The sequence below is a fragment of the Aquibacillus salsiterrae genome (genome assembly GCF_028416595.1).
GTDB classification, from domain to species: Bacteria; Bacillota; Bacilli; order Bacillales; family Amphibacillaceae; genus Aquibacillus_A; species Aquibacillus_A salsiterrae.
On sequence record NZ_JAMQKC010000005.1, the window covers coordinates 175941 to 200315 of the forward strand.

A 24375-nucleotide genomic window follows, 5' to 3' on the forward strand; every position below is an offset into this window, starting at 1 on the left:
CTAAACAGTTATAGTTACTTATACCTTATCACAAAACTGTTATCAACAGGGAAATTTAACCTGCAATTGTGTGATTAGGTGCACTCGCTTTCGCTTTGGATAGACGTTTAATATCCCATCGAATAACAATGGAAACGGCCAATGCAACAACAAACAGTACGGAGAAGAACGTTAAGCTTGCACCGTAACTTCCTGTTGTATCCTTCATCCATGCAGCAAACATCGGACCTACCAAACCAGCTGCTGCCCATGCGGTTAAAATGTAGCCATGAATTGCACCGAGTTGTTTTGTTCCAAACAGGTCACCAATGTACGCAGGGATTGATGCAAACCCTCCACCATAACAAGTGTATACAATCGCTAAAAAGATTTGGAACAAGATAACAGAAGAAGTATTAGGTAAAACTGCGAATAAGGCTATCTGTAGGACAAAGAACGTTGTGTACGTGTTGGTCCGACCAATATAGTCCGAAATCGACGCCCAGCCAATTCTTCCTAATCCGTTAAAAATACCTAAAACCCCAACAAGTGCCGCTGCTTCTGTTGTAGATAAACCAACACTTTCTACCGCCAGTGGTTTAGCTGCAGATAGGATTGCAATCCCACATGTAACGTTAATAAACAGCATTAGCCACAAATAATAGAATCGAGGTGTTTTCACAGCTTCATTCGCGGTAAGCTGTGCCAAGTCTTGCTTCACAGTTGTTTTGCCTGAATCGATTTTTTGTTTAAATCCTTCCGGCATCCAGCCTTCTGCAGGCTTTTCTAAGTATAGAGATGATGCTGCCATAATAATAAAATACGAAAGTCCTAGAATGTAAAATGTGTTAGCTGTTCCAACTGATTTAATTAACGCATCCATAATCGGGCTACTAATCGCTGCCGCAAATCCGAAGCCCATAATTGCAAGTCCCGTTGCGAGCCCGCGACGATCTGGAAACCATTTTACTAGTGTTGAAACTGGTGCAATATACCCGACACCTAACCCTATTCCACCAAGCACTCCATAAAAAATATATAAGAGCGGTAACGAACTCATGTTAACAGCAAAACCAGATCCGAATATGCCGATACCGAAAAATGCCGCAGCGAGTAAGCCTGCTTTTTTCGGGCCATATTTTTCAACAAAATGGCCAAGAAATGCTGCTGATAACCCTAGAAATAATATCGCCAAGCTAAAGGTGAATTGCACTTGGCTTGCTGACCAGCCAAATTGGTTAATCAGCGGATCTGTAAAGTTACTCCAAGCGTAGACAGATCCAATCGAGATGTGGATACCGACAGCTGATAAGGCAATCAGCCATCTGTTCTTCGTTTTTTCCATCCGATAACCCCTTTTCTATTATTTTTTTTAGAGAAAAGCGCAGGGCGCCTTGCTAGACTAAGGCAGGCATAAGACAAACCCTGACGTGGCGGTCTTTGCCACAGAAGGGATTGTCTTATGACCCCGAGGGGCTAGGCGCCCGGAGCTAGACAGCTCTTGGATTTTTTTATACTTTTTTATTTCTAAATAAAAACCGTAACCCTTCCAGAAGAAAACATACGTCGTCCTTAGGAAAGATTACGGTTAGTAAACAGCAGGATTCGCTACTATTGGCCCAACAGTAAAGATCTTATTTTCATAAATTGTTGTAACAACATTAACCGGCGACAGGGTCGCTATCCCGAATTGATATTGTTACAATTCTATGAACTTTTCAAAATAATACCATGAAAGCGTTTAGACTAGCAATAGGTTTAAACATATATATTAAATATATCTTAACCTCTAACTAAAATAGTTTAAAAAAGAAAAACGAAGGCGCTATGCCCAGCCTAAGGCAAGCTTTCTTATCTTTTTAAAAAACAAAACAATTGCTTGTGTTCAATAAATTATGGTATATGATTAGTTATTACATTTGTTTCGGATAAAGGGGTGGTCTGATGGGTCATGAAATGAGTGAAAAACGTCCAATTGTTCGGTATGAAAATGGACAATTAATAGAAGCAGAGGATGAAATTGTTTCAGAATTTCCCCTCACCATTTATATTAACGGGGAAGAATTTGCGACGATGGTCTGTACGCCAACACACTTAGAAGAGCTCGTGATTGGTTTTTTAGCATCTGAAGGTGTGATTTTATTTAAAGATGACATTACTGATCTGAAGATTGATGAGGATATGGGCTTTGCCCGTGTTACCGTTAACTCAAAGTTAGATTTAGCAAAGCAAGACCATTCGAAACGATTTATTGGCTCATGTTGCGGGAAAAGTCGCCAATTTTATTTACAAAGCGATGTCCGGACAGCGAAAACATCAATGGCCAACATTATCGTTGATGCCAAAGACTGTATTCGGTTAATGAAAACGATGCAAGAAAATAGTTTACTGTTTAAAAATACTGGTGGCGTGCATAATGCAGCGTTATGTAACACAGAAGAGGTCATTGTCGACCGGACAGATATTGGTAGACATAATGCGCTTGATAAGCTTTATGGCCATAGCTTAATTAATAAAATTCCTGTTCGAGATAAGATTATCGTCTTCAGTGGACGGATTTCATCTGAAGTTTTATTAAAATCAGCTAAAATCGGTGTCGGGGTGATTTTATCCAAATCCGCTCCAACTGATCTAGCGATTAACCTAGCAGATGACCTGAACATTACAGCGGTAGGATTCATTCGCGGTCAAACATTTAATGTGTACTCACACCCAGAACGAATAAGTAAATGGGATGGATGACTCGATTAATGATCGAATGGTGCCACTATACAAAAGTCGGCTGTGGAAATTGCAGCAAATCGCCAAGAAAAGTAAAAGGGAATCTATCTGATTAAAGGATACGGCAACACGTATCCTTTTTTTGGTAGATAAGTGGATAACATCAGACTTCAGCAGTTTTTGCTCTAGGTAGCATCTGTGAAATTTTGCGAAAGAGGGAATGTGAACTGTTCCTACTTTTTTTGTTCTAACTAAAGGCTTTCGTACATAGGAATGAGATAGAGCCATTCATAATTCGTTCACATCACTGACAAAAAAGTGAAAGGATATAAAGCCATGCGACGAAAAATGTATGTTAGAACCCACCGAACCCGCTCGCCGAAAGTGTTTTTTAAGTTATTTTTATTAACGAGTCTTCTTATCTTTAACATTATGATGTTATCATCGCTTGTTATTTACTTCTTCCAAGCCTCATCAAGTTTACACTCACAGGATTTAGAAACAGGATTAATCATCACCCTAATTTTGAATACGATGGTCGCGATAACCTCTAGTGACCAAAAGCTGTTGGATTACTTTTATTTAATTTTTACTATTACAACGATGATTGCAATCCCACTAGTAACAAGTTTTTCAACCTACCTTGCAGGACAGAGTAACTTTTCCTTCACCCTACTGTTTATCTTGTTAATAATTGGTTTACTTATGCTCATCGAAAAGCATCGCTACGTTAGACATTCCTTCCCAGTCTACCGGGGCAGCTTAACCTTCAAGAAAGTTAGTTTATTAAAAAAATTAGTAGCCGCTACAAGCAAATTGGTATTGATTACCACATTAGGTTTCGGGGTTTATTTAGGTTATCTATCGATCTCAGACCAGAATATTATTCTCGCCGATTACGCGTTTTTCTTTTGCATCAGTTTGCTCGCAATCACTATTCTTACTTTAAAATTAATTAGACGACTAGCCTTTGTCAGATTTCTAATTGGAACGACTGGTATCACGGCATCGATGCTCTTTATCCTATCGAAAGGTGCGATGATCACGATTCTCTTATCCCCAATGTGAATAAGAAAAAGCGCTAGTCGCGCCAGACAGCTCTTGGATCTTTTTATACTTTCTTATCTATTACTATTAAACAAATAAAGAGATAGCGCCACGTTAGACACTATCTCTTTTCAAATTACAACTTAATCTCACCGTCATATGACGTAATTACTTTATACAAATCTGGACGGCGATCACGGAAAATTCCCCACTCGATTCGTTGCGTCTCTAGTTCATCTAAATCAAATGTAGCAACGAGGACTGTTTCTTCCGACCGTCCCGCCTCTGCAAGTTTATTTCCTTGTGGGCCTGCAATAAACGATGAACCATAAAACGTAATCTCAGAATCATCATCGCGCTCGACACCAATCCGGTTAGAAGCAACTACCGGCATCACATTAGCTGCCGCATGGCCAAGCATACACATTTGCCAATGATCCTTGGAATCAATCGAGGAGTCGTGTGGCTCAGACCCAATCGCTGTTGGATAAAATAGAATTTCCGCCCCCATTAACGCCATTGCTCGAGCCGCTTCTGGATACCACTGATCCCAGCAAATACCAATTCCAATCTTACCATAGCGGGTTTGCCATACTTTAAAACCAGTATCCCCAGGATTAAAGTAGAACTTCTCCTCGTACCCAGGCCCATCTGGTATGTGACTTTTCCGGTATTTACCTAACACCTTTCCGTCCGTATCAATCACCGCAACCGAGTTGTACCTTGCATAATTCTTTTTCTCATAAAAACTAATTGGCAGGACAACCTTTAATTCTTTTGCGATTGCTTGAAAATGGTTAATTGCCTTGTTTTCCTCAAGCTCGGTTGCATAAACATAGTAATCTGCTTTTTCCTTTTGGCAAAAATAAGGTGTTTCGAACAATTCTTGCAACAAAATTATTTGTGCACCTTGTGCTGCTGCCTGCCTCACTAATCTCTCAGCGTTCGCAATATTTTCATCAATGTTCGTCGTACAACTCATTTGTGTTGCAGCAACACTCACTAGTCTCATGCTATTCCCTCATTTCTACCTAGTTACTTTCCTGCCACCATTTGCTGGGTGGTGCAGTGGACATTTCCACCTTCACGGATAATTGCCATCCCATCGACCGTACGAATCTTGTGGCTTGGAAAAAGTTCTTGTAGTGCTTGCATCGCCATTTCGTCGGTAAATTTTGCATCCTCACCAAAAACTGGTAAAATGATGCCACCGTTAACGAAATAGTAGTTTAAATAGCTTAACGTCAATCGCTTTCCATTAAAATATCGTCTGGGCGGCTGCTTAATTGGAACTATATCTATCTTCCTACCTAATGCATCGGTCTCGTTTTGTAAAATAGCAAGATTTTCAATCGTATTCGGATAGTTGTCATCTTCTTTGTCATCACATACTTGAATCATTACTTTACCAGGTGCAACAAAGCATGCAACATTATCTACGTGCCCATCGGTTTCGTCACCACTTAAGCCGCGCTTCAACCAGATGATTTTACTAACGTTCAAGTATTTTTTCAAGATATTCTCGATTTCTGATTTACTAAGATTCGGGTTCCGATTAGGATGGAGCAAGCACTCTTCGGTTGTGATAAGCGTCCCTTCCCCGTCGACATGAATCGAACCACCCTCCATCACAAGCGGGGCATCAAGTGACTTGATCTGAAAGTGATGTAATATCTCGTTTGCTACCTGATCATCTAAATCATATGGCATGTATTTCTCGCCCCAAGCGTTAAACTGCCAATTCACCGCAGCACGTTCTCCCGCTTGATTTATTAAAAAAGTTGGTCCATTGTCACGGAGCCATGCATCATTATGATCAATCGCTAACAAAGTAATTTGGTTACTTGTTAATTTTTTACTGATGGTGTCAACGGCCGTTTTATTTACGATGACTGTGACAGGCTCAAATTCACTAATGGCCTCAATAATTTTTTGATATCCAGCACAAACCTGCTCGTATTGTTCTGGATACACCATTGATTCTTTGACAGGCCATGCGATTAATGTACGGTCATGCAGTTCCCACTCAGCCGGCATGCTATAGTCTAATTTCGTTAATTGCATTCATCTCGCTCACTTTTTATGTAATTTTTGTTAAATATATCCTCATAGTATAGCCTCGACGATCGGTTTGGTAACTAAGTTTTTAATTAGAAAAGTAGAAGCGCCTTGTATGACCCCGAAGGGCTAGGCGTCCGAAGCTAGACAGTTCTTCAATCTTTTTATACTTTATTGTCTTTTCAGAAAAGCGATAACTCCTCCCTTAGGTAGGAATTATCGCCATGTGCAGGATCTTATTTATTTCTCGTTTCGAAATCCTTCATAAATTGAATGAGTGCCTGGACACCTTCAACAGGCATTGCATTGTAAATACTTGCGCGCATGCCACCAACAGAACGGTGGCCTTTAAGCGTCTCAAGGCCTGCTTCCTGTGCTTCTTTAACGAACTGCGCATCCAACTCACGACCCGGAATGATGAATGGAATGTTCATAATCGAACGGCTTCCCTTTTTAACCGGTGAGGCAAACAGCTCTGATTGATCAATGTAATCATATAAAATAGCTGCTTTTTCCCGGTTGATTTTTTCCATTTTCTTGATGCCACCGAGTTTTTTTAACCATTCAAACACAAGCTTTGCCATATAAATGGCAAAGGTTGGTGGTGTATTATATAACGAACCAGAGTCAGTAAATGTTTGATAATTTAACATCGTCGGGCACGAATCTTTTGCCTGACCAATTAAATCTTCTCGAATAATAACGACTGTCACCCCAGCTGGACCAATATTTTTCTGTGCTCCCGCATAAATTATGCCAAACTTCGATACATCAATTTGTTCAGACAAGATGTTAGAAGACATATCAGCAACTAGCGGCACATCACCAGTGTCTGGGATTGTTGCAAAAGCAGTCCCTTCAATCGTATTGTTCGTCGTTATATGAACGTAATCAGCTTCTTTATCGATCATCGTTACATCTACATCCGGGATATACGTGAAATTCTCATCCTCAGACGATGCAATCACCCTTGTTTCCCCGTATTTCTTCGCTTCACTGAGTGCTTTTTTTGACCAAGAACCCGTATGGATAAAGTCTGCCTTACCACTCTTGTTAAGTAAATTGAGTGGAACCATTGCAAATTGCTGGGAAGCGCCACCTTGTGTAAACAATACTTTATAGTTATCAGGGATTTGCATGAGCTCACGGAGTAACGCTTCTGCTTCCGTAATTATGTTCGTAAATAGTCCTGAACGGTGACTTAACTCCATCACCGACATACCTGATTCATTGTAGCTTACTAATTCCTTTTGTGCTTTTTCCAATACTGGAAATGGAAGCATCGACGGACCAGCTGAGAAATTGTAGACTCGATTCATTTAGCAACATCCTATTCTGTATAATTTTTAAAAAAAGCGCAGGCGCCGGAGCTAGACAGCTCTTGGATCTTTTTATATTTATCTTTTAAGAAAAACGGAGGCGAGAGAGACAGTTCATGGTTTTTTCCAAGCATGCACTGCACTTGTTAACAACAACTAACTCGGGAAGCAATTGATATAAAAACAGAAAGAGGCAAGGAAAATCCCCTACCCCATTGCCCAGACGACCCGGCTAATCCTTGTTATGTGCTCCCCCGCGGTTATCCGCTAGCATCGTCAGTTACACATAATCTTTGTGATTATTTTATCATAATTAAACCGGATTACAACGTCCATTATCTAAAAAATAAATCGATTTTATTAAGAAAAGTATAAGGAATGTTAATCAATGTTTTATTACTTTGCACTAAAAAAATTTAGAAAGCGTTTCGATTTTCTCTAAAAAACTGATATAGTAGTATAGTAATACCAATTACATAGAAGGAGAATTATCCATGACAAAAAAACCACAACCAAATCAACCACTTGTCACACATATTTACACAGCAGATCCATCTGCACACGTGTTTGAAGGAAAGCTTTATATTTACCCATCTCATGATTTGGATATCGAAATGGAATCCAATGATAATGGGGACCAATACGCGATGGAAGACTATCACATTTTATCATTAGATGATTTTCATTCACCTGTAGTGGACCATGGTGAAGCTTTGCACATGAAGGATGTTCCTTGGGTTAAACAACAAATGTGGGCTCCGGATGCAGCGTACAAAAACAATAAATATTATCTCTATTTTCCTGCCCGCGACAAGGATGATATTTTCCGAATTGGGGTCGCTACAAGTGACAATCCAGCAGGACCGTTTACACCTGAAGAAAATTATATCCCAGGCAGCTTCAGCATCGACCCAGCCGTTTTAGTTGATGAGGATGACAAGGCCTACATGTATTTTGGTGGTCTATGGGGTGGCCAGTTAGAGAAATGGCAAACTGGCACATTTAAAGCTGATGCAGAAGGACCAGCAGAAAATTCACCTGCTTTAGGGCCTTACGTTGCAGAGCTTAGTGACGACATGCTTACCTTTATAGAAGGGCCTAAGGAAATTTCTATTGTTGACGAGGATGGAAATCCAATTGTAGCTGGAGATGAAGACAGAAGATTTTTCGAAGGTGCTTGGATGCATAAGTACAATGGAAAATATTATTTATCTTATTCGACAGGTTCTACGCATAAGATTGTTTATGCTGTTGGCGATAGCCCAACTGGGCCGTTCACGTATAAAGGTGTTATTCTAAGGCCAGTTATTGGCTGGACAACGCACCATTCAATTGTTGAGTTTCAAGGCAAGTGGTATTTGTTCTATCATGACTGCTCCTTATCGGACGGGATAAACCATAAGCGCAGCGTGAAATATACTGAAATCCAGTATAATGCAGACGGTACCATTCAAACGATTGACCCTTATCAAGATTAATAATTGACCTACAAGGTTTAGCTTCGGCTAGTCTTGTAGGTTTTTTTGCGTTGTTGGATGATGCTGCGGGGTGAGGTGAGGCGGGTGATCAATCCTGATTCGGACTCGGTTCTAGTGATTCCTTCTCTCCCTGTCCGAATTCACACCCTCACACCATACTTATAAAAAAGAACCAGGCGACCGACCTGGTTCTTCACTTTCCCTTATTAAAAAGGCATATTCACAAATGGCGTGTAATACTCTGGTATATTACTTAATACTTCATTTGCTTCCTCGTCCGTCATCTCGCCATAACGAAGGACCGCATCGATAATCTTAGGGAATAAGTGAATGTCGCCGGCACTTGCAAACGCATCGATTCCTTCATGACTTAAAACAAAATGCACGCACGCATCGATCAGCTTTTGCTCATCAAACGGCTCATACCAAGTTGCATACTTCTTCGGTTGATTCTCTTTCCACGGACCCTTGGCAATCGCCTTAATGACGCGTAATGCAACATCACGCTTCGTCGTCTCCTGCACTAAAGCATCAAAATCCGCTTTATATTCCGGCATGGAATACAAATAATAGTTGAACGGTGTCAACACTGCATCAAAATCAAAACGATTCAATGCTTCGCGGTGAGTTGCAGGTGCAAGATGCCCATGCCCGGTAATACCGATGTAATCGACTAATCCTTCCTCTTTTGCTTCAATAACCGCTTCCAATGCTCCACCCTTTTTCGTGCATTGATCCAAATCATCAAGGTTACATACTGCATGGAGTTGGATTAAATCAAGCTTATCCACTTGCAAGCGTTTTAGCGACTGCAGGATTTCTGCCTTTGCCTTCTCCTTTGTGCGTTCACCCGTTTTAGTTGCAAGGAAAATTTGATCGCGCACCTTTGGCATCCACGGCCCCATCCGAACTTCTGCATCTCCATAACTTGCAGCCGTATCAAAATGGTTTACACCTTTCTCAAGAGCATGGGAGATTGATTGATCTGCTTCTTCCTGGCTAACTGCACCTAAAGACGCTGCACCAAACATAACAACTGTACTCTCATAGCCTATTCGCCCTAACCGTCGTTTTAACATGAAATCGCCTTCCTTTAACCTTTTAATACTTACTTTTAACAAGCACTTAAAACTTGTGTCACAAAAAATAACGGCTACGAATCACGTTATGTACACCAAAGTTCGTGTTTTCCTATCGATTCATACTTCCACTCTTGTAACCTGCTAAATCTAACGTAATATATTTGTAGCCATATTCTCTTAATTGGTTTGTAACTTCCTCGTTATGAGGCAGGAGCTTTTCCATTTCGTGTGGTTCAACCTCAATCCGAGCGATATCCCCATGGGTACGAACCCTTATTTGACGTAGACCCAACCCTTTCAAATAACGTTCCGATTTCTCAACCTTAGTCAATTTTTCCAACGTGATCATTTCACCGTAAGCAATCCTCGAAGAAAGACATGCAAACGATGGCTTTTCCCACGTTTCCAAATTCATTTGCTTGGATAGCTCACGAATCTCCTCTTTAAATAAATTGGCTTCTTGGAGTGGTCCTCGTACCCCATGTTCTCTAGCTGCACGTGTACCTGGCCTGTGCTCACTCATATCGTCTGCAATTAACCCATAAACGACATTTTTAAAACCACTTTGGTCTAGGATTGGCTTAATTTCCTCAAATAAACCCTGTTTACAGAAATAACACCGATTTTTATTGTTTTCTGCATAACCCGGAATATTTAACTCGGACGTTTCTATCACTTGATGTGGAGCTCCAAGCAATTGTGCTAATCGTTTCGCTTCCTCTAGTTCTGTCGACGGATAAGTCTCTGAATCTGCTGTCACAGCTAAGACATGTTCAGGACCGAGCACATCGAGGGCAACCTTTAACAAAAACGTACTATCTACTCCACCTGAGAATGCTACAACGACACTCTCTAATTCTCGCAAAATTTCTTGTAAATCATATAACTTCTTATCAAGCATGCCACATCAACTCGCTTTCCCCTTATGGCTAATGGTTGTCTGTCATTAAAACGTTTTCAAATTAATTATAACACAGTCATAACAAATGTCAGCTAATTCGAAACGCACTTACTTTGCTAGGGCCCAGTTAATTCTTTCCGCTAAAAGGGTAGAGATGTTTTCATTAAGCATGCCTGCTTGTGTATGTGCTGGAGTGAAGCAGCAAACTTTTCCCTCCCCATAGGAATGTTTCCATCCTGCAATCGAATCACCGTCAACTCCTGTGCTCCATAAATCAACTTCTGTATTGGCCTGATCACAATCAACGAAATATTGTTCATCGGATAAAACAAACGTGTTCGGCCCGCTCTTTTCATCCTTTTTTAACATATAGGTAACTTCTTGTAATCCTGGGGGATGGTAGTCAAACGAACCGCGTAGCATCTTAATATAGCTACTATCCTTTTGATAGGAAGCCATACCTGCGTGCCAAGCAATGACGCTGCCGCCAGCTTCTACATAGTTTACTAGTTGTTTATCCAACTCATCGGTTAACCATGTGATGACCTGTTCATCTCTTGGATTGATCTCATCCATTTTTCCATTGATAAAAAGGTCTGGGTTAGCTTCTAATGCTCTTCCTACTTCTTCATAGGTAATGAACGCTAAATTGACTTCCTCTTTATTCGCAAGTCTATCAATAGCAGCTTCTAACCCGACTCTCGCTTCCGCTTCTGGATGCCAATAATCTCCTAACAATGCTACAATTTTCACCATATCACTCGCTCCTTACCAGTTCATTTTATTTCCTTGATAATCAATAAACATATGCTCTTCTATTGCAGGCGAGTTCAATATTTCGCTAACAATTCCCGTTGCCGATTCCATTGCATCAATCGTTGCTTCGTCATTAAATTCGCCAAATATATACGTTTTTACGTAACCAGGATGGAATGCCAGCACTTTTACCCCCTGCTCCGCTAATTGATTTTGCAAAATGGTTAGTTGCATATTCAATGCTGTCTTTGACATCGAGTAGCCATATTCTTTTTTCCGCCAAGAATCAGCGAGACTTGCCGCTTCTGATGAGATGTTCGCAAGCATCTTACTTTCGCCTTTCAACAATAATGGCACGACTGATTTTGACACACGTAATGGACCAAATACATTGGTATCAAACAACTTCATCATATCCTCATAGTTGAACTCACCAAATATATCCTCAGACCGGTCTTTATAGATAGCTGCATTATTCACTAAAATATCAAGCTTTCCTGCTGTCTGTTCTATGTACCGAGCAGCTTCGTCAACCGATTGTTGATTCGTAACATCAAGCGATAAGATGTGTAAATCGTCTCCATACGTCTCTTTTAACTGATCAAGCTCTGGCCAATCATTCATGTATCTTCCGGCAAAAACTTGAAAATCTTTCTCAAGGAATACCTTTGTAAGCGCCAACCCAAGACCTCGGTCTGCTCCTGTAACATACACTGTCTTTTTCATCAAATTTCCCCCTCCTAAAGTGGATACCCTTACATTATTCTCTAGCATTGTTTCAATATCCTGTTGATTTGCTAAGAAAGTTTATCTAGTATTCGAAGTTTATTAAAGCCCGTTAGGTGAGCAACTAAAAGAGAGAGCAATGATTGATACCGTTAAAAGAGTTAAAAAGATTGCTAGTTAATTCTAGCTTGCTTATAATAATAGGAAACGTTTTCAAAAAAAGGAGGGACTATGCCGAAAAATCCATTCTTTAAGACATCGTTATACTATACGTTAATCTTTATGGCCACTTCTAGTCTAGTATCCTATATTTCATTATTTTACGCGGAGATGGACGTTGTTGATAGCAAAATTGGTATTTTAACATCTGTTGGTGCAATCATTGGTGTACTCGCCAATCCATTTTGGGGAGTTCGCGGCGACCGGGCCAAGGCAAAAAATAACGTCCTTCGTCTATGTCTTTTATTTGCTGCTTGTTTCGTGTGGTTGTTTCCGTTACTTGGCAATAATTTTCTATTATTACTACTGGTTGCTTGCTCGTTTTATTTCTTTCAATCGGCAATCAATCCACTTAGTGACGCTATATCGTTAGAACTATCTGCTAAAGAAAACTTCCAATTTTCCAATGTTCGTACCTTTGGATCATTAGGATTTGCCGTCATGTCGGTGATTGCGGGTTCATTAATTGAATACAGTATTGATGCGATTTTTATCTTGTACTCCTCATTAATGTTCATTGCCCTTATTGTGTCTTTCTGGATTCCTAATATCAAAGGCTATCAACAAGACCGCCAAAAGGTTAAATTTTGGCAAGTGTTAAAGAGCCGCTCGCTTCGTCGGATTTATTTGTACACCCTTATTTTAAGTACCGGTTTTGGTTTTTTTATTTCATTTCATGCACTCTATAGCGTGGAACAAGGGATTTCTGTCGGATTGCTTGGCATCGGGATTATGATTGGCTCCTTTAGTCAGTTTCCCTTTATGCTCTTTTTTGATAAACTGTACGAAAAACTTGGCATTCGCAAAATTATTTTAATCTCTGGACTGTTTAATGTTACGAGGTGGACACTTTACGCCGTGTGGTTGAACTCGTATACGATATTATTTCTTTGGCTTTTACACGGGGGTTCGTTCATCCTCGTTTATCTTTGTTTAGCTGAGTATGTCCATCGTCATGTTCAAAAAGAGTTAAAAGTAAGTGGGCAAATGATGAACTTTATTGTCCTCCAAGGTGCTGGGCAAATTATCGGTGGAATTGTAGGTGGGTTTTTCGCTGACTTGTATAGTTATGGAATTGTTTTCGCTAGTTTAGCTGTGATTAGTCTAATTGGCGTCTTCTATTTCTGGTATTCGACTCGATCGAATAAAGCGTTAGTCGATGATTACCCTGTCCAAACAGATCAATCGTCAGCGCTTTGATGTGAAGTAACGTTAAATTGTTTAAAAAAAGGTAAAATTTAGACAAGTCTTACGAAAATGTGTTACTATGGATAAATATCTATAGTAAATTTGAAGGACTTGTCCTTTTTTTAAGTAACTTGAAAGCGGGGAGATTTTTAATGAAAAGCGAAGAATTACGTAACCTTCAAAAGCCTTTAAAAGATAAATACCGTGAGAATCCGGACGATGCGATGATCACGTTAAAAGCTAACGGTAAGATTGGTGAAGGTGTTTCTTGTAGTGTTCAAACAGGGAAAGCACTCGTTGAAGCGGGACTCCACCCAGCTACAGGAGGAGACGGCCTGGCCCTATGTTCCGGAGATATGCTGCTTGAAGCATTAGTTGCATGTGCAGGCGTAACACTTAAGGCGGTTGCTACGTCACTTGAGATTGAACTTCGTGGCGGAACGATTACAGCAGAAGGGGACCTAGACTTCCGCGGCACACTAGGTGTATCTAAAGAAGCTGCAGTCGGCTTCTCTGACATTCGCCTTAAATTCGACCTAGATACAGATGCTACTGAAGAACAACTTGCATCCTTACTTAAATTGACTGAGCGTTATTGTGTTGTAAAACAAACGATCTCAAATCCTACAAACGTAGACGTGTTACATACCGTAACCAAATAGTACATGAGAGTATAGGTTTGCACGCCGCAAACTTATACTCTTTTTTAAGAAAAGCGTAAGCGCCTGGGTCAGACCCGACAAGCTTAAGCAAAGAAGCTATGTGGTGCTCTTTGCCACAAAGATTTTTTGCTTAAGACCTCGAGGGACTAGGCGCTGTAGCTAGACAATAAGAAAAGCGTAAGCGCCTTGGTCACCCTGAAAAGCGTAAGACAAGCCTCGTAATGGCGGTCTTCGCCATGTAGAGGATTGACTTACGACTCGAAGGGGTAGGCGCTGTAGCTAGACAATAAGAAAAGCGTAAGCGCCTTGGTCACCCTGAAAAGCGTAAGCGCCTTGGTTTTTTATAGTTACTGTCTTTCAAAAAACAATCCACTCAAACCTACCCACTCCAATTGACCCAACAAAACCAGATATCTGCATTTAATTGTTGAATAATCGCCACTTTTATAATACTATTATCATATAAAATATCCTAAAAATGGTAAACGAGGACCACATATGACAAATGATCAAGTTATGCCTTCTAGTAATCCGCTACTCCATGAACTTGTAGAGGTAATACCGCAAGTTGTGCAAGACCATTTAGACGAGATGAAACAAGTGAGAATGTTTAAATTATATATGAAATACAGTCCGAGCTATCCAAAGGAATTACTACATACTTTCCAAAATCACTGCCACGCCTTATTTTATTCACAGGAAAAGTATGAACAATTCATCACTACCTCTAATCAACAGGGGTTTAAACTAGGGGCAATGTTTGCTGAAAATTCACATGTGACGCTTGATTTAATGCTTAAAATTACACATAGTACCCGGATGTGGAGTATCCGCCACTTACTAAGAACATTAGACTTCTCTAATCATAATCAACAAATCCCCTTACTAATTGAACGTTTCTATGAATTAACGAACACAAGACAACATGCGTTTTTTGAAGGATATATGGATAAACAAAATGAAAAGTTAACCCATCAAAGTATCACAGACCCTTTAACTGGCCTGTACAATCGTCGATATTTTTATCAACTTATTGTGGAAGAAATGATTAAAGCTCATCGAATCGGCTACCCGCTTACATTGATGATTATTGATTTAAATAACTTTAAATCAATCAATGATTCTTTTGGTCATATGGAAGGTGATAAGTTATTAGAAGAGTTTTCCTCTATTTTGAACAATGTTAGGTCTAATTTTGATAGTGCCTTTCGTTTTGGTGGGGATGAATTTATTCTAATCCTACCAAACTGTACCGAAGAAAATGCAAAAGAGATTGCCCTACGCCTTGACAATCAGATAAAAACTTATCAGCCTTTGGTATCTTTATCCTTTGGTGTTGCGGAAATCACTTTAGTTAAGCAGATAGATAAAGTAAATGTAGATTACTTTATTAGACTTGCCGATGAACGGATGTATAAATATAAGAAAAACTATAAGGAATGGTTTAATAATCTCAAATAACTTTAAATTTCGACAAATTTATAAAAATTCGCTATTGCTATTTTAATTAGATGCTGATAATATGGAGTAGATTTATTTGGAAAGCTAATATTCAATATAGTTGGATCACCTTTCCAAGCAGATAATTTTGACCACTTCTCACCAGAAGTTAAGGCAACGGTACGCCGGGTCAAATACCGATTGGCAGCTTAAAGTTGCCTTATTGATTGAGTTAAAAGCTCAAATTTTATAAGTTGGTAACTTTATAACCAGTGCATACGCACACAACTTGTGAAACGATCAATAAGAGTGGTAAAAGTAATTATTTGCTAATACTCTGATCCTACAATGATATATTTGAATATTTAATAGCTTCCTATCATAATGAACATTTATGGTAAACATAGCAGTGTGACTTTATTTGTCATGGCCTGTGTGTGCTATTTAAATAGGATAATTATATCAAGCAAGTGTTGTGCGCAAAGATTACGCGTTTAACACTTGCTTTTTTGTGTTACTAGAATAGTAGATTGTTTCACAGTAGCTCTTGTCTTGCTTTTAAAAAGTCTATTTAGTTAGGAGAATGAAAATGGGAAAAGCGCTTATTATCGGATGTGGTGGTGTAGCATCTGTTGCTATCCACAAATGTGTACAAAACAGTGAGGTTTTTGAAGAAATTTGTATCGCGAGTCGTACTAAATCTAAATGTGATGAATTAAAAGCAAAACTAGATGGTGGACAAACAAAAATCACGACTGCGCAAGTAGATGCAAACAACGTAGACGAGCTAATTGCTTTGATTGAAGAGGTAAAACCAGATATCGTCATGAACTTAGCATTACCATATCAGGATTTAACGATTATGGATGCTTGTCTTGCAACGAAAACGCATTATATGGATACAGCGAACTATGAGCCGGAAGATACGGCAAAGTTTGAATATAAATGGCAATGGGAATACCGCGAGCGCTTTGAAAAGGCCGGAATTACCGCACTTTTAGGTAGCGGATTTGACCCAGGCGTTACAGGTGTATTCTCTGCACACGCACTAAAGCACCACTTTGATGAAATTGAGTACATCGATATTTTGGACTGTAACGCAGGTGACCACGGCTATCCATTTGCAACGAACTTTAACCCAGAAATTAATATTCGTGAAGTATCGGCAAACGGAAGATACTGGGAAAATGGTGAGTGGATTGAAACTGATCCGATGGAAATCAAACGCGTCTATGATTTTCCAGAAGTTGGCGAACGTGACATGTACCTTTTGTATCATGAAGAACTTGAATCTCTAGCACAAAATATTCCTGGACTAAAAAGAATCCGTTTCTTCATGACATTTGGTCAAAGCTATTTAACTCACTTAAAGTGCTTAGAGAATGTTGGTTTAACTTCGATTGAGCCAATTGAATATGAAGGTCAACAAATTGTCCCCCTTCAATTTCTAAAAGCATTATTACCAGACCCCTCATCCCTTGGACCAAGAACAAAAGGTAAAACAAATATCGGATGTATTTTCCAAGGTAAAAAAGATGGTAAAGCCAAGACTTACTATGTATACAACGTTTGTGACCATGAGGCATGCTTTGCGGAGGTTGGCTCACAAGCAGTTGCTTATACAACAGGTGTTCCAGCAATGATTGGCGCGATGATGATCATGACAGGAAAATGGAACAAGCCAGGCGTATACAACATTGAAGAATTTAATCCAGATCCGTTCATGGAAGCATTAAACAAATGGGGATTACCATGGAAAGAAAGCTTTGACCCTGAGCTTGTCGATGGAAAACCAGTTGTTAAAGAACCGGAGTATGCACGTTAAGATGCGATTTGACGAATTACCAACACCTTGTTATGTCGTAGATGAAGGACTTCTAGAGAAAAATCTAAAAATCCTAAACGGGGTTATGCAGCGCACAGGGTGTAAGATTGTATTGGCTCAAAAAGCATTTTCGATGTTCTCTATGTATCCGCTAATTGGACAGTACTTAAGTGGTACAACAGCTAGTGGCTTATATGAGGCACGTTTAGGCTTTGAAGAGATGGGCAAAGAGAATCATGTCTTTGCCCCGGCTTACCGAGAAGATGAAATCGATGAAATCATTTCAATTTGTGATCATATCATTTTCAATTCCTTTTCTCAATTAGATAAATTTAAAGATAAAGCACTGCAAGCAGGTAAAAAAGTTGGCTTACGTATCAATCCGGAATGCTCAACGCAAGAAGGTCACGAGATTTACGACCCGTGTGCACCAGGCTCACGCTTTGGCGTAACAAGAGAACATTTTCGCCCTGATTTACTAGACGGTGTATCTGGGTTACATTTCCATACGCTTTGCCAACAAAATTCAGATGACCTTGAAACAACGCTTCATGCTGTTGAAGAAAAATTTGGTGAATGGTTGCCGCAAATGGAATGGATTAATTTTGGTGGTGGCCACCATATTACTCGTGAAGATTATGACATTACTTTGTTAGAAAAATGTATCGGTAAAATGCAGGATGTCTATGGTCTTGAGGTGTACCTTGAGCCTGGTGAAGCAGTTGCCCTTAATGCGGGGTATTTAATTACAACGGTATTAGACACACATCTAAACAGCATGGATATTGCGATTCTTGATACGTCTGCCTCTTGTCATATGCCGGATGTTTTGGAAATGCCATACCGCCCACCACTATTCGACTCAGGTGAAGCAGGGGAAAAACCTTACACCTTTAGACTTGGCGGACAAACCTGTCTTGCAGGTGACGTGATTGGTGATTATTCGTTTGATGCACCGCTAAAAAGTGGGGACCGCTTAGTGTTTGGCGATATGGCCATCTATTCGATGGTGAAAAACACAACCTTTAACGGGATGGCTTTACCTGCACTTGCTATCAAAGAAAAAAACGGCGATTGTAAGGTTGTCCATTCGTTTGGTTATCAAGATTTCAAGATGCGGTTGTCAAGGTAGAAACCAGACTCAGGTGGGTCTGGTTTTTTTACTATAAAGAGCGCTTGTCTTAATTTGAAGACAATCCCCTTCATGACAATGTTGTTAAATACTCATAAAGCTTATTTTCCTCATAATCATTTAGTTCTCGCATCGGAATGATCGTTTGGTTCTTTGGGTCTAATCCCCTGACCTCCGCGACTAAGTATTGATCAAGGTAAACATTAAATGAAGGTTTGTTATCGTTAGAATCTTCAATTGGTTTTTTGTGAAAATTTAACTCGTTCATAGCCACACTCCTTTATATAGATAGTTTTGCCCAGCAAAATGATTGTTATTATTCCCATATTTTATCCTGCCACATTTAATTGGAACAGGGCACTATAAATAGTGAGGTGATGAGAATGGCTAAGAAAAATAACTTAATTGGTGAACCTGAGGAAATGAGTCCGATAAGTGAGATTTTTGGAAATGAAACAGATCCACCAGTTGTCGAAGTCACCAAACCAACTAAGCTTGAAGACCCACTGGAAATTAGAAAACCTTCCTCGGTTACCGAGATTTGATATCGAGAAAAAGTAAAAGGAGCAGGTAAAAAACTAACAGGTTCAGTTTCGGGAGAGAAAAATGCTAATAACAATAGAAATAACATAATGATTAGCATACATTCCGAACTATATTTCACAGCACAAATAGCAAACAAAAACGCTCAGAAATTTTTTATCTGAGCGTTTTTATCGTAATATTTAATTTCTCTTCTTCAACTAAAGCACCAGTTACTTTAAGTGTATTACTTCACAAAACTTATTAATTTTTATAAAAAAACATCATAGCCAGCAATTGAGAGCCATGATGTTTATTGGTTTATATCTTTAAAGATCCTAGCATTGTGGATGATTCGAACTACTTCTACTGCATCATTATTAATTCGATAAATTATCCTATAGTTAGATAATACTTTTTCTCTAATCTTTTCATCTTTCAGTTCCGGAACAATACGACCAGAATTAGGGAAAACAGCAGTAGTTTCAATTGCATCCATAATTCTTCTTGCAAACATCCTGCCGTACTCTTCAGAGTCTTCAGCAATATAGGTACAAATGTTATCTAAATCTTTTACAGCAGATTCTGCCATCTTAATTCAACCATTTCCCTAACTTCTCCTTAACCACTTCATGAGGAACAAATTTTTCAGCATCCAGTTCTTTAATTCCTTTTTCTATTTTCTTTCTAACATAAAGTTCCCGCATGATATCGTCGAGGGTCACATTTTCCGGTAAATCTTTAATTAGTTTAATTACTTCTTTTTTCGTGCTCATGTGACATACCTCCTTTTTAAGGTTTTAAGGTGTTATATAAATTATTATATTACACATCCTTCTTTATAACATTAATATTTAGACTAATAAAATTTGTCTTTTGCACTCTTGCACCCGTTACCTCAACAAGAGAGTTATCTTATATTGGATGGTTTTCTTAAGAATGTTCCTTCGCAACGAAATATTTATTATTATTTTTATAAATAATTGAATCATTACTATCTTTACTTTTAAATAAAGGTGTACCCTTAGATAATCCTACCGCGTCAAAATCAACGTCATTGAGTTCGCCAGTTGTGTCCAAATCAGAAATATCCCTTTAAACCTCTCCAATTTTTTCTCCTACATTGTTTTCACTTACCTCTGTATTCGTTAACTCATAGGAAATACCATTATAATTTACAAACTCAAAAGCCCATGACGTTGTTCCAGAGTTACCTTCATCATTAAATGTAGTTTCATTACTAGTCTCATCGTTGCATCCGACTAAAAGGAATATCAGTAGAATAAAATAGATAAACTTCTTATGTTGCATACACAAAACCTTCTTGTGATATTTGACGTATCACACCTTAAATGCACACTGTACATAAATTTATGTACACTTGTTAAAAAGGTTGCTATTTACCATGTAAATTTAGATGTTAAAAATTAATAAATGTTGTCATATCAATAAAAATAGTAGTACGAAACGCTATGCGATTTGTACTACTATTTGGTGTGTTAATTACTGTTTTAGCTCCTAGAACTGAACCCGTTAGGTGAAAAACCTGCTCCTTTTAAAAAAATTGTTTCAAAGTGGACAAGAGTTTTGTATTATTAAAATATAACTAGAAAGGATGTGAGGTATGATATTACTTAAACCTAGATTTGAATCGGAGGAATTATTAATTAACCGTTCTCTAGATAGGAGATCACAATTGCAAGAGAAGGAAAGGTTTCATTATTTAAACCTCGAAAAAGGCTACGAAGGCGAAGTCACCTTTGATTTACTAATTGAGAATCTCCAACCAGAAATGTTTATTATCAATGATTTGCTCCTTGAAATTAGCGGTTCCTACTTTCAAATTGATACGGTAATTATTCGTCAAGGAAATGTCCTTCTTATCGATATTAAAAATTACCAAGGCGATTGTTATTTAGAGTCAGATAACATGTATTCTGTTGCAACCAGTCGCGAATATAAAAATCCTGTTAATCAGTTAAAAAGAAGTACAGTACTCTTCAGGCAATTACTCCAAAATCTCAATCAAAATTTCCTAGTAGAATCCTCTCTACTCTTTATCAACTCTGAATTCACTCTTTACCAGGCCCCAATGGATCAACCTATTATTTTACCAACCCAGATAAATGGATTTATCCGAGACTTAAATAATACATCGTCAACGTTAAATGATAGCCATAAGAATCTTGCTCAGAAGCTACTCTCTCTTCACAAAACGAAAAACCCCTTTACCAATATACCAGAATACGCATACGATAAATTGCAAAAGGGGATGTACTGTAAGAAGTGTGGATCATTTATATTTGTATACAGAAAGCCCCATTTTATCTGTAATCAGTGTGGTGAACACGAAAAACTAGAATCGGCCATTATGCGCAATGTGAGGGAATACGAATTACTGTTTCCTAATGATAAAATCACTACGCAAAAAATATATGATTGGTGTCGGGTGGATTTGAATAAGAGAACATTTGCTAGAGTTTTAAACAAAAATTATAAGCCTTATGGCCATACGCGCGGCACCTACTACAAAGTTGAATGAACATGTAACTTAATATTAACTTTTTGAGTTCGAATTGTGGTTGTATTCGGACTCAGGACACTCGATTTGCTCTTTCTCTGTCCGAATTACCGCCTCATTCGGACTCAGGACACTTGATTTACTCTGTCTCTGTCCGAATTAACGCCTCATTCGGACTCAGCGCACTTGATTTGCTATTCCCTTGTCCGAATTACCACCGTATTCGGACTCAGCGCACATGATTCGCTCTTCCCCTGTCCGAATTACCGCCTCATTCGGACTCGGCGCACATGATTTGCTCGTCCCCTGTCCGAATTACCACCGTATTCGGACTCGGCGCACATGATTTGCTCTTTCTCTGTCCGAATTACCACCGTATTCGGACTCAGCGCACATAATTTGCTCTTTCTCTGTCCGAATTACCACCGTATTCGGACTCAGGACACTCGATTTGCTCTTCCCTTGTCCGAATTACCGCCGTATTCGGACTCAGCGCACATGATTTGCTCTTTCTCTGTCCGAATTAACGCCTCATTCGGACTCGGCGCACATGATTTGCTCTTCCTCTGTCCGAATTACCACCGTATTCGGACTCGGGACACTTGATTTGCTCTTTCTCTGTCCGAATTAACGCCTCATTCGGACTCGGCGCACATGATTTGCTCTTCCTCTGTCCGAATTACCACCGTATTCGGACTCGGGACACTTGATTTGCTCTTCCCCTGTCCGAATTACCACCGTATTCGGACTCGGCGCACATGATTTGCTCTTCCCCTGTCCGAATTACCACCGTATTCGGACTCAGGACACTCGATTTGCTCTTCCTCTGTCCGAATTACCCCGATCCCGATACACAATACTACCGAACGGGAGCTTTCACATCGTGGATATACCTCGTCAGGTGAGCAGTCAGTTCGCTGCGCAAGAACGGTGTAACCAGATAAATTCCGTTGAAATGCAGCAATGCTTCATCAATTAACTCCTGTGAGATTAATAGACCTTCTTCAACTGCAGCCTCTTTAGAATCCTTGTTCATCCTGAGCAGAATTTCTTCTGGGATTTGGATACCAGGCACCTCGTTATGGAGGAACTGGGCATTGCGCCAACTAATCATCGGCATAATGCCAACAAATACTGGGACATCGAACTCCTCAACTGCCCTTGCAAGTTTTTCAAATAACCGGATATCGTATATTGGCTGGGTCATGACATAGTCAGCACCTGCTTCGAGTTTGCGCCGTAACCTGTCGATTGCCCGGTTAAAATTCCTGACGTGTGGATTAAATGACGTCCCGACTACAAACCGCGAATTCTGCTTTAATGGCTGCCCAGAGAATGCTATTCCGTTGTTCAGCTTCTTTACCATTTTTGTTAAATCAGTCGACGAAACATCGTACACGGACGTTGCCCCAGGCAAATCACCAAACTTGGACGGATCACCGGTTATGAGTAGAATGTTGTGAATCCCTAACACATGGAGTCCCATTAAATGTGATTGCTGGCCAATTAAATTACGGTCCCGGCATGCAACATGGACTAGTGGCTCAACACCAAGCTCCTTAATTAAACTAGCGATGGCGATGTTACTAATTCGGACAGTACCAAGTGAATTATCAGCAATCGTAACTGCATCAACACCCGCTTGCTTCAACATTTTCGTCGCATCCAAATATTGTTCGACATCCAAAACCTTTGGTGGGTCTAATTCAACAATAATAGTTGGTTCCTCTTTCGCTTTTTCTATAATCGATTTCTTCGGAGGCGCGCCGTTATTATCTAAACTAATAGCACTCGGTTTCTCAGATATCTCAACCCGGTTCGACGTCCCCGCACTAAGCATACCCTGCCCAACACGGCCATTAGCCAATGGCGCAGCATCTAACCGCTTGACCAGTGCCCGAATGTGGTCTGGCGTTGTTCCGCAACAACCGCCGATATAGTTGACACCCTTTTGAATTAATTCCGATCCAATTGTTGCAAAATAATCCGCATTTCCTGTATAGGAATAGTCACCATCGACTAGGTGCAATAACCCACTATTTGGTACTGCTGCATAGTGCGACGTTGGATTTAAATCTATTGATTCATAGGTTCGTAAAATACCCGATAATCCAAGCCGGCAATTCAGTCCGACAACATCTGCCCCTTCCCCTTCTAGTACAGCAAAAGCCTCGTCAATCGGATGGCCGTCTCTTGTGACACCAATGACCTCTGGTGAAAGATTAGCAATAATTGGAAGGTCCGTTAACCGCCGCACTGTTTCGACAGCGATTTGCAGCTCATTTAAATCGGCAAACGTTTCAAGTAAAACCCCGTCGACGCCCCCCTCTAATAGTGCAGTTAACTGCTCTTCAAACAAAAAGCGCAACGACATTTTCGCACCCTTATCAACAAAATCGGGCGTTTTTATATCCGCAGTAGAGCCAATCGTGCCAAAAACAAATGCCTCCTGTTCCTGGTTTGATTGCTCAGCAAACGTCGCAATCGCATCACGGGCTACTTTAACAGCAGAACGATTGATCTCCCACACCTGATTATCAAGGCCGTACCGCTCTAATCCGAGGCGGTTTCCGCTAAACGTATTCGTTTGGATGACCGTCGACCCTGCTGCTAAATAAGCTATATGTGCTTCAGTTACAAGCTTTGGATCTTTAACAGATAATGCCTCAAAGCACGTTCGAGCGGGGAGTCCTGACTGGTGCATTAGTGTTGCCATTGCGCCGTCCCCGATAATATGACCCGTCTCTAATCTCTTTAAAAAATCATTCCTACCTTTGCCTGACAACTCTGATCACCTTC

The 24375-nt window shown here is 39.8% G+C and carries 24 protein-coding genes and 1 riboswitch; of the genes, 10 read left to right on the forward strand and 14 right to left on the reverse strand.

The window, feature by feature from the left end; genetic code table 11:
- Window positions 1-55: 55 nt before the first annotated feature.
- The gene (locus tag NC799_RS08625; RefSeq protein ID WP_272446036.1) at window positions 56-1324 is read right to left on the reverse strand and encodes an L-lactate MFS transporter; all 1269 of its coding nucleotides are present in this window, start codon (window positions 1322-1324) and stop codon (window positions 56-58) included.
- 599 nt (window positions 1325-1923) lie between these two features.
- Between NC799_RS08625 and fdhD the strand changes: the two genes are divergently transcribed.
- Together fdhD and NC799_RS08635 are read left to right on the forward strand one after the other, a co-directional pair.
- A complete protein-coding gene (gene fdhD / locus NC799_RS08630) occupies window positions 1924-2721 on the forward strand; it encodes a formate dehydrogenase accessory sulfurtransferase FdhD (protein WP_272446037.1) in 798 nt (265 codons plus the stop codon).
- Window positions 2722-3036: 315 nt separating this feature from the next.
- The gene (locus NC799_RS08635) at window positions 3037-3768 is read left to right on the forward strand and encodes a hypothetical protein (RefSeq protein WP_272446038.1); all 732 of its coding nucleotides are present in this window, start codon (window positions 3037-3039) and stop codon (window positions 3766-3768) included.
- 115 nt (window positions 3769-3883) lie between these two features.
- Here NC799_RS08635 and aguB read toward each other — a convergent pair whose 3' ends face one another.
- The 3 genes from aguB to serC all read right to left on the reverse strand — a co-directional run bounded on the left by aguB (window position 3884) and on the right by serC (window position 7124).
- On the reverse strand, window positions 3884-4759 hold the full coding sequence (gene aguB / locus NC799_RS08640; RefSeq protein ID WP_272446039.1) for an N-carbamoylputrescine amidase: 876 nt from the start codon (window positions 4757-4759) through the stop codon (window positions 3884-3886).
- A 23-nt stretch (window positions 4760-4782) separates the two neighbouring features.
- The gene (locus NC799_RS08645) at window positions 4783-5811 is read right to left on the reverse strand and encodes an agmatine deiminase family protein (protein ID WP_272446040.1); all 1029 of its coding nucleotides are present in this window, start codon (window positions 5809-5811) and stop codon (window positions 4783-4785) included.
- Between the two features lie 230 nt (window positions 5812-6041).
- A complete protein-coding gene (gene serC, locus NC799_RS08650) occupies window positions 6042-7124 on the reverse strand; it encodes a 3-phosphoserine/phosphohydroxythreonine transaminase (protein WP_272446041.1) in 1083 nt (360 codons plus the stop codon).
- A gap of 210 nt (window positions 7125-7334) precedes the next feature.
- Window positions 7335-7418, reverse strand: a riboswitch (ZMP/ZTP riboswitch).
- A gap of 200 nt (window positions 7419-7618) precedes the next feature.
- Here serC and NC799_RS08655 point away from each other — a divergent pair.
- Entirely contained in the window at window positions 7619-8602 is a 984-nt protein-coding gene (locus NC799_RS08655) for a glycoside hydrolase family 43 protein (protein ID WP_272446042.1), read from the forward strand.
- Window positions 8603-8808: 206 nt separating this feature from the next.
- On the opposite strand, the gene NC799_RS08660 is transcribed toward NC799_RS08655, so the two are convergent.
- From NC799_RS08660 to NC799_RS08675, 4 genes are all read right to left on the reverse strand, one after another.
- Window positions 8809-9681, reverse strand: coding sequence for an aldo/keto reductase (locus NC799_RS08660; RefSeq protein WP_272446043.1), 873 nt, complete (start codon window positions 9679-9681; stop codon window positions 8809-8811).
- Between the two features lie 112 nt (window positions 9682-9793).
- The gene (gene larE, locus NC799_RS08665) at window positions 9794-10585 is read right to left on the reverse strand and encodes an ATP-dependent sacrificial sulfur transferase LarE (protein WP_272446044.1); all 792 of its coding nucleotides are present in this window, start codon (window positions 10583-10585) and stop codon (window positions 9794-9796) included.
- Between the two features lie 108 nt (window positions 10586-10693).
- The gene (locus tag NC799_RS08670) at window positions 10694-11341 is read right to left on the reverse strand and encodes a ThuA domain-containing protein (protein WP_272446045.1); all 648 of its coding nucleotides are present in this window, start codon (window positions 11339-11341) and stop codon (window positions 10694-10696) included.
- A 12-nt stretch (window positions 11342-11353) separates the two neighbouring features.
- Complete coding sequence (locus NC799_RS08675; protein WP_272446046.1) at window positions 11354-12067, reverse strand: SDR family oxidoreductase; 714 nt, start codon at window positions 12065-12067, stop codon at window positions 11354-11356.
- Between the two features lie 231 nt (window positions 12068-12298).
- On the opposite strand from NC799_RS08675, the gene NC799_RS08680 reads away from it, so the two are divergent.
- The 5 genes from NC799_RS08680 (at window position 12299) to nspC (ending at window position 18533) form a co-directional block, all read left to right on the forward strand.
- Window positions 12299-13486 carry an MFS transporter gene (locus NC799_RS08680; RefSeq protein ID WP_272446047.1) on the forward strand — a complete coding sequence of 396 codons (1188 nt, stop codon included), beginning with the start codon at window positions 12299-12301 and terminating at the stop codon, window positions 13484-13486.
- Window positions 13487-13626: 140 nt separating this feature from the next.
- The gene (locus tag NC799_RS08685) at window positions 13627-14136 is read left to right on the forward strand and encodes an OsmC family protein (protein ID WP_272446048.1); all 510 of its coding nucleotides are present in this window, start codon (window positions 13627-13629) and stop codon (window positions 14134-14136) included.
- A 498-nt stretch (window positions 14137-14634) separates the two neighbouring features.
- A complete protein-coding gene (locus NC799_RS08690) occupies window positions 14635-15597 on the forward strand; it encodes a GGDEF domain-containing protein (protein WP_272446049.1) in 963 nt (320 codons plus the stop codon).
- Window positions 15598-16165: 568 nt separating this feature from the next.
- Window positions 16166-17401: a saccharopine dehydrogenase family protein gene (locus NC799_RS08695; protein WP_272446050.1), complete on the forward strand. Its 1236-nt coding sequence runs from the start codon at window positions 16166-16168 to the stop codon at window positions 17399-17401.
- A gap of 1 nt (window position 17402) precedes the next feature.
- Window positions 17403-18533, forward strand: coding sequence for a carboxynorspermidine decarboxylase (gene nspC / locus NC799_RS08700; protein ID WP_272446090.1), 1131 nt, complete (start codon window positions 17403-17405; stop codon window positions 18531-18533).
- 70 nt (window positions 18534-18603) lie between these two features.
- On the opposite strand, the gene NC799_RS08705 is transcribed toward nspC, so the two are convergent.
- On the reverse strand, window positions 18604-18801 hold the full coding sequence (locus NC799_RS08705) for a hypothetical protein (protein ID WP_272446051.1): 198 nt from the start codon (window positions 18799-18801) through the stop codon (window positions 18604-18606).
- Window positions 18802-18916: 115 nt separating this feature from the next.
- On the opposite strand from NC799_RS08705, the gene NC799_RS08710 reads away from it, so the two are divergent.
- The gene (locus NC799_RS08710; RefSeq protein WP_272446052.1) at window positions 18917-19078 is read left to right on the forward strand and encodes a hypothetical protein; all 162 of its coding nucleotides are present in this window, start codon (window positions 18917-18919) and stop codon (window positions 19076-19078) included.
- 290 nt (window positions 19079-19368) lie between these two features.
- Here the strand turns inward: NC799_RS08710 and NC799_RS08715 are convergent, their stop codons facing one another.
- The 4 genes from NC799_RS08715 to NC799_RS08730 form a co-directional block, all read right to left on the reverse strand.
- Window positions 19369-19647, reverse strand: coding sequence for a type II toxin-antitoxin system RelE/ParE family toxin (locus tag NC799_RS08715; RefSeq protein ID WP_272446053.1), 279 nt, complete (start codon window positions 19645-19647; stop codon window positions 19369-19371).
- A 1-nt stretch (window position 19648) separates the two neighbouring features.
- Complete coding sequence (locus NC799_RS08720) at window positions 19649-19831, reverse strand: hypothetical protein (protein WP_272446054.1); 183 nt, start codon at window positions 19829-19831, stop codon at window positions 19649-19651.
- A gap of 157 nt (window positions 19832-19988) precedes the next feature.
- On the reverse strand, window positions 19989-20135 hold the full coding sequence (locus NC799_RS08725; protein ID WP_272446055.1) for a hypothetical protein: 147 nt from the start codon (window positions 20133-20135) through the stop codon (window positions 19989-19991).
- A gap of 15 nt (window positions 20136-20150) precedes the next feature.
- Window positions 20151-20366 carry a hypothetical protein gene (locus NC799_RS08730; protein ID WP_272446056.1) on the reverse strand — a complete coding sequence of 72 codons (216 nt, stop codon included), beginning with the start codon at window positions 20364-20366 and terminating at the stop codon, window positions 20151-20153.
- A gap of 385 nt (window positions 20367-20751) precedes the next feature.
- Between NC799_RS08730 and NC799_RS08735 the strand changes: the two genes are divergently transcribed.
- Window positions 20752-21597, forward strand: a complete 846-nt coding sequence (locus NC799_RS08735; RefSeq protein WP_334313855.1) for a nuclease-related domain-containing protein — start codon at window positions 20752-20754, stop codon at window positions 21595-21597.
- Window positions 21598-22435: 838 nt separating this feature from the next.
- On the opposite strand, the gene NC799_RS08740 is transcribed toward NC799_RS08735, so the two are convergent.
- Window positions 22436-24361, reverse strand: coding sequence for a bifunctional homocysteine S-methyltransferase/methylenetetrahydrofolate reductase (locus NC799_RS08740; RefSeq protein ID WP_272446057.1), 1926 nt, complete (start codon window positions 24359-24361; stop codon window positions 22436-22438).
- Window positions 24362-24375 lie beyond the last annotated feature (14 nt).

What these genes read in the sequence shown, in the direction of transcription:
- nspC (WP_272446090.1), top strand. Translation starts at nt 17,403, where the DNA reads ATGCGATTTGACGAATTACCAACACCTTGTTATGTCGTAGATGAAGGA.
- NC799_RS08655 (WP_272446042.1), top strand. Translation starts at nt 7,619, where the DNA reads ATGACAAAAAAACCACAACCAAATCAACCACTTGTCACACATATTTAC.
- NC799_RS08675 (WP_272446046.1), bottom strand. Translation starts at nt 12,067, where the DNA reads ATGAAAAAGACAGTGTATGTTACAGGAGCAGACCGAGGTCTTGGGTTG.
- NC799_RS08715 (WP_272446053.1), bottom strand. Translation starts at nt 19,647, where the DNA reads ATGGCAGAATCTGCTGTAAAAGATTTAGATAACATTTGTACCTATATT.
- NC799_RS08710 (WP_272446052.1), top strand. Translation starts at nt 18,917, where the DNA reads ATGGCTAAGAAAAATAACTTAATTGGTGAACCTGAGGAAATGAGTCCG.
- serC (WP_272446041.1), bottom strand. Translation starts at nt 7,124, where the DNA reads ATGAATCGAGTCTACAATTTCTCAGCTGGTCCGTCGATGCTTCCATTT.
- larE (WP_272446044.1), bottom strand. Translation starts at nt 10,585, where the DNA reads ATGCTTGATAAGAAGTTATATGATTTACAAGAAATTTTGCGAGAATTA.
- NC799_RS08645 (WP_272446040.1), bottom strand. Translation starts at nt 5,811, where the DNA reads ATGCAATTAACGAAATTAGACTATAGCATGCCGGCTGAGTGGGAACTG.
- aguB (WP_272446039.1), bottom strand. Translation starts at nt 4,759, where the DNA reads ATGAGACTAGTGAGTGTTGCTGCAACACAAATGAGTTGTACGACGAAC.
- NC799_RS08690 (WP_272446049.1), top strand. Translation starts at nt 14,635, where the DNA reads ATGACAAATGATCAAGTTATGCCTTCTAGTAATCCGCTACTCCATGAA.
- NC799_RS08635 (WP_272446038.1), top strand. Translation starts at nt 3,037, where the DNA reads ATGCGACGAAAAATGTATGTTAGAACCCACCGAACCCGCTCGCCGAAA.
- NC799_RS08695 (WP_272446050.1), top strand. Translation starts at nt 16,166, where the DNA reads ATGGGAAAAGCGCTTATTATCGGATGTGGTGGTGTAGCATCTGTTGCT.
- NC799_RS08720 (WP_272446054.1), bottom strand. Translation starts at nt 19,831, where the DNA reads ATGAGCACGAAAAAAGAAGTAATTAAACTAATTAAAGATTTACCGGAA.
- NC799_RS08730 (WP_272446056.1), bottom strand. Translation starts at nt 20,366, where the DNA reads ATGCAACATAAGAAGTTTATCTATTTTATTCTACTGATATTCCTTTTA.
- NC799_RS08705 (WP_272446051.1), bottom strand. Translation starts at nt 18,801, where the DNA reads ATGAACGAGTTAAATTTTCACAAAAAACCAATTGAAGATTCTAACGAT.
- fdhD (WP_272446037.1), top strand. Translation starts at nt 1,924, where the DNA reads ATGGGTCATGAAATGAGTGAAAAACGTCCAATTGTTCGGTATGAAAAT.
- NC799_RS08660 (WP_272446043.1), bottom strand. Translation starts at nt 9,681, where the DNA reads ATGTTAAAACGACGGTTAGGGCGAATAGGCTATGAGAGTACAGTTGTT.
- NC799_RS08670 (WP_272446045.1), bottom strand. Translation starts at nt 11,341, where the DNA reads ATGGTGAAAATTGTAGCATTGTTAGGAGATTATTGGCATCCAGAAGCG.
- NC799_RS08680 (WP_272446047.1), top strand. Translation starts at nt 12,299, where the DNA reads ATGCCGAAAAATCCATTCTTTAAGACATCGTTATACTATACGTTAATC.
- NC799_RS08625 (WP_272446036.1), bottom strand. Translation starts at nt 1,324, where the DNA reads ATGGAAAAAACGAAGAACAGATGGCTGATTGCCTTATCAGCTGTCGGT.
- NC799_RS08685 (WP_272446048.1), top strand. Translation starts at nt 13,627, where the DNA reads ATGAAAAGCGAAGAATTACGTAACCTTCAAAAGCCTTTAAAAGATAAA.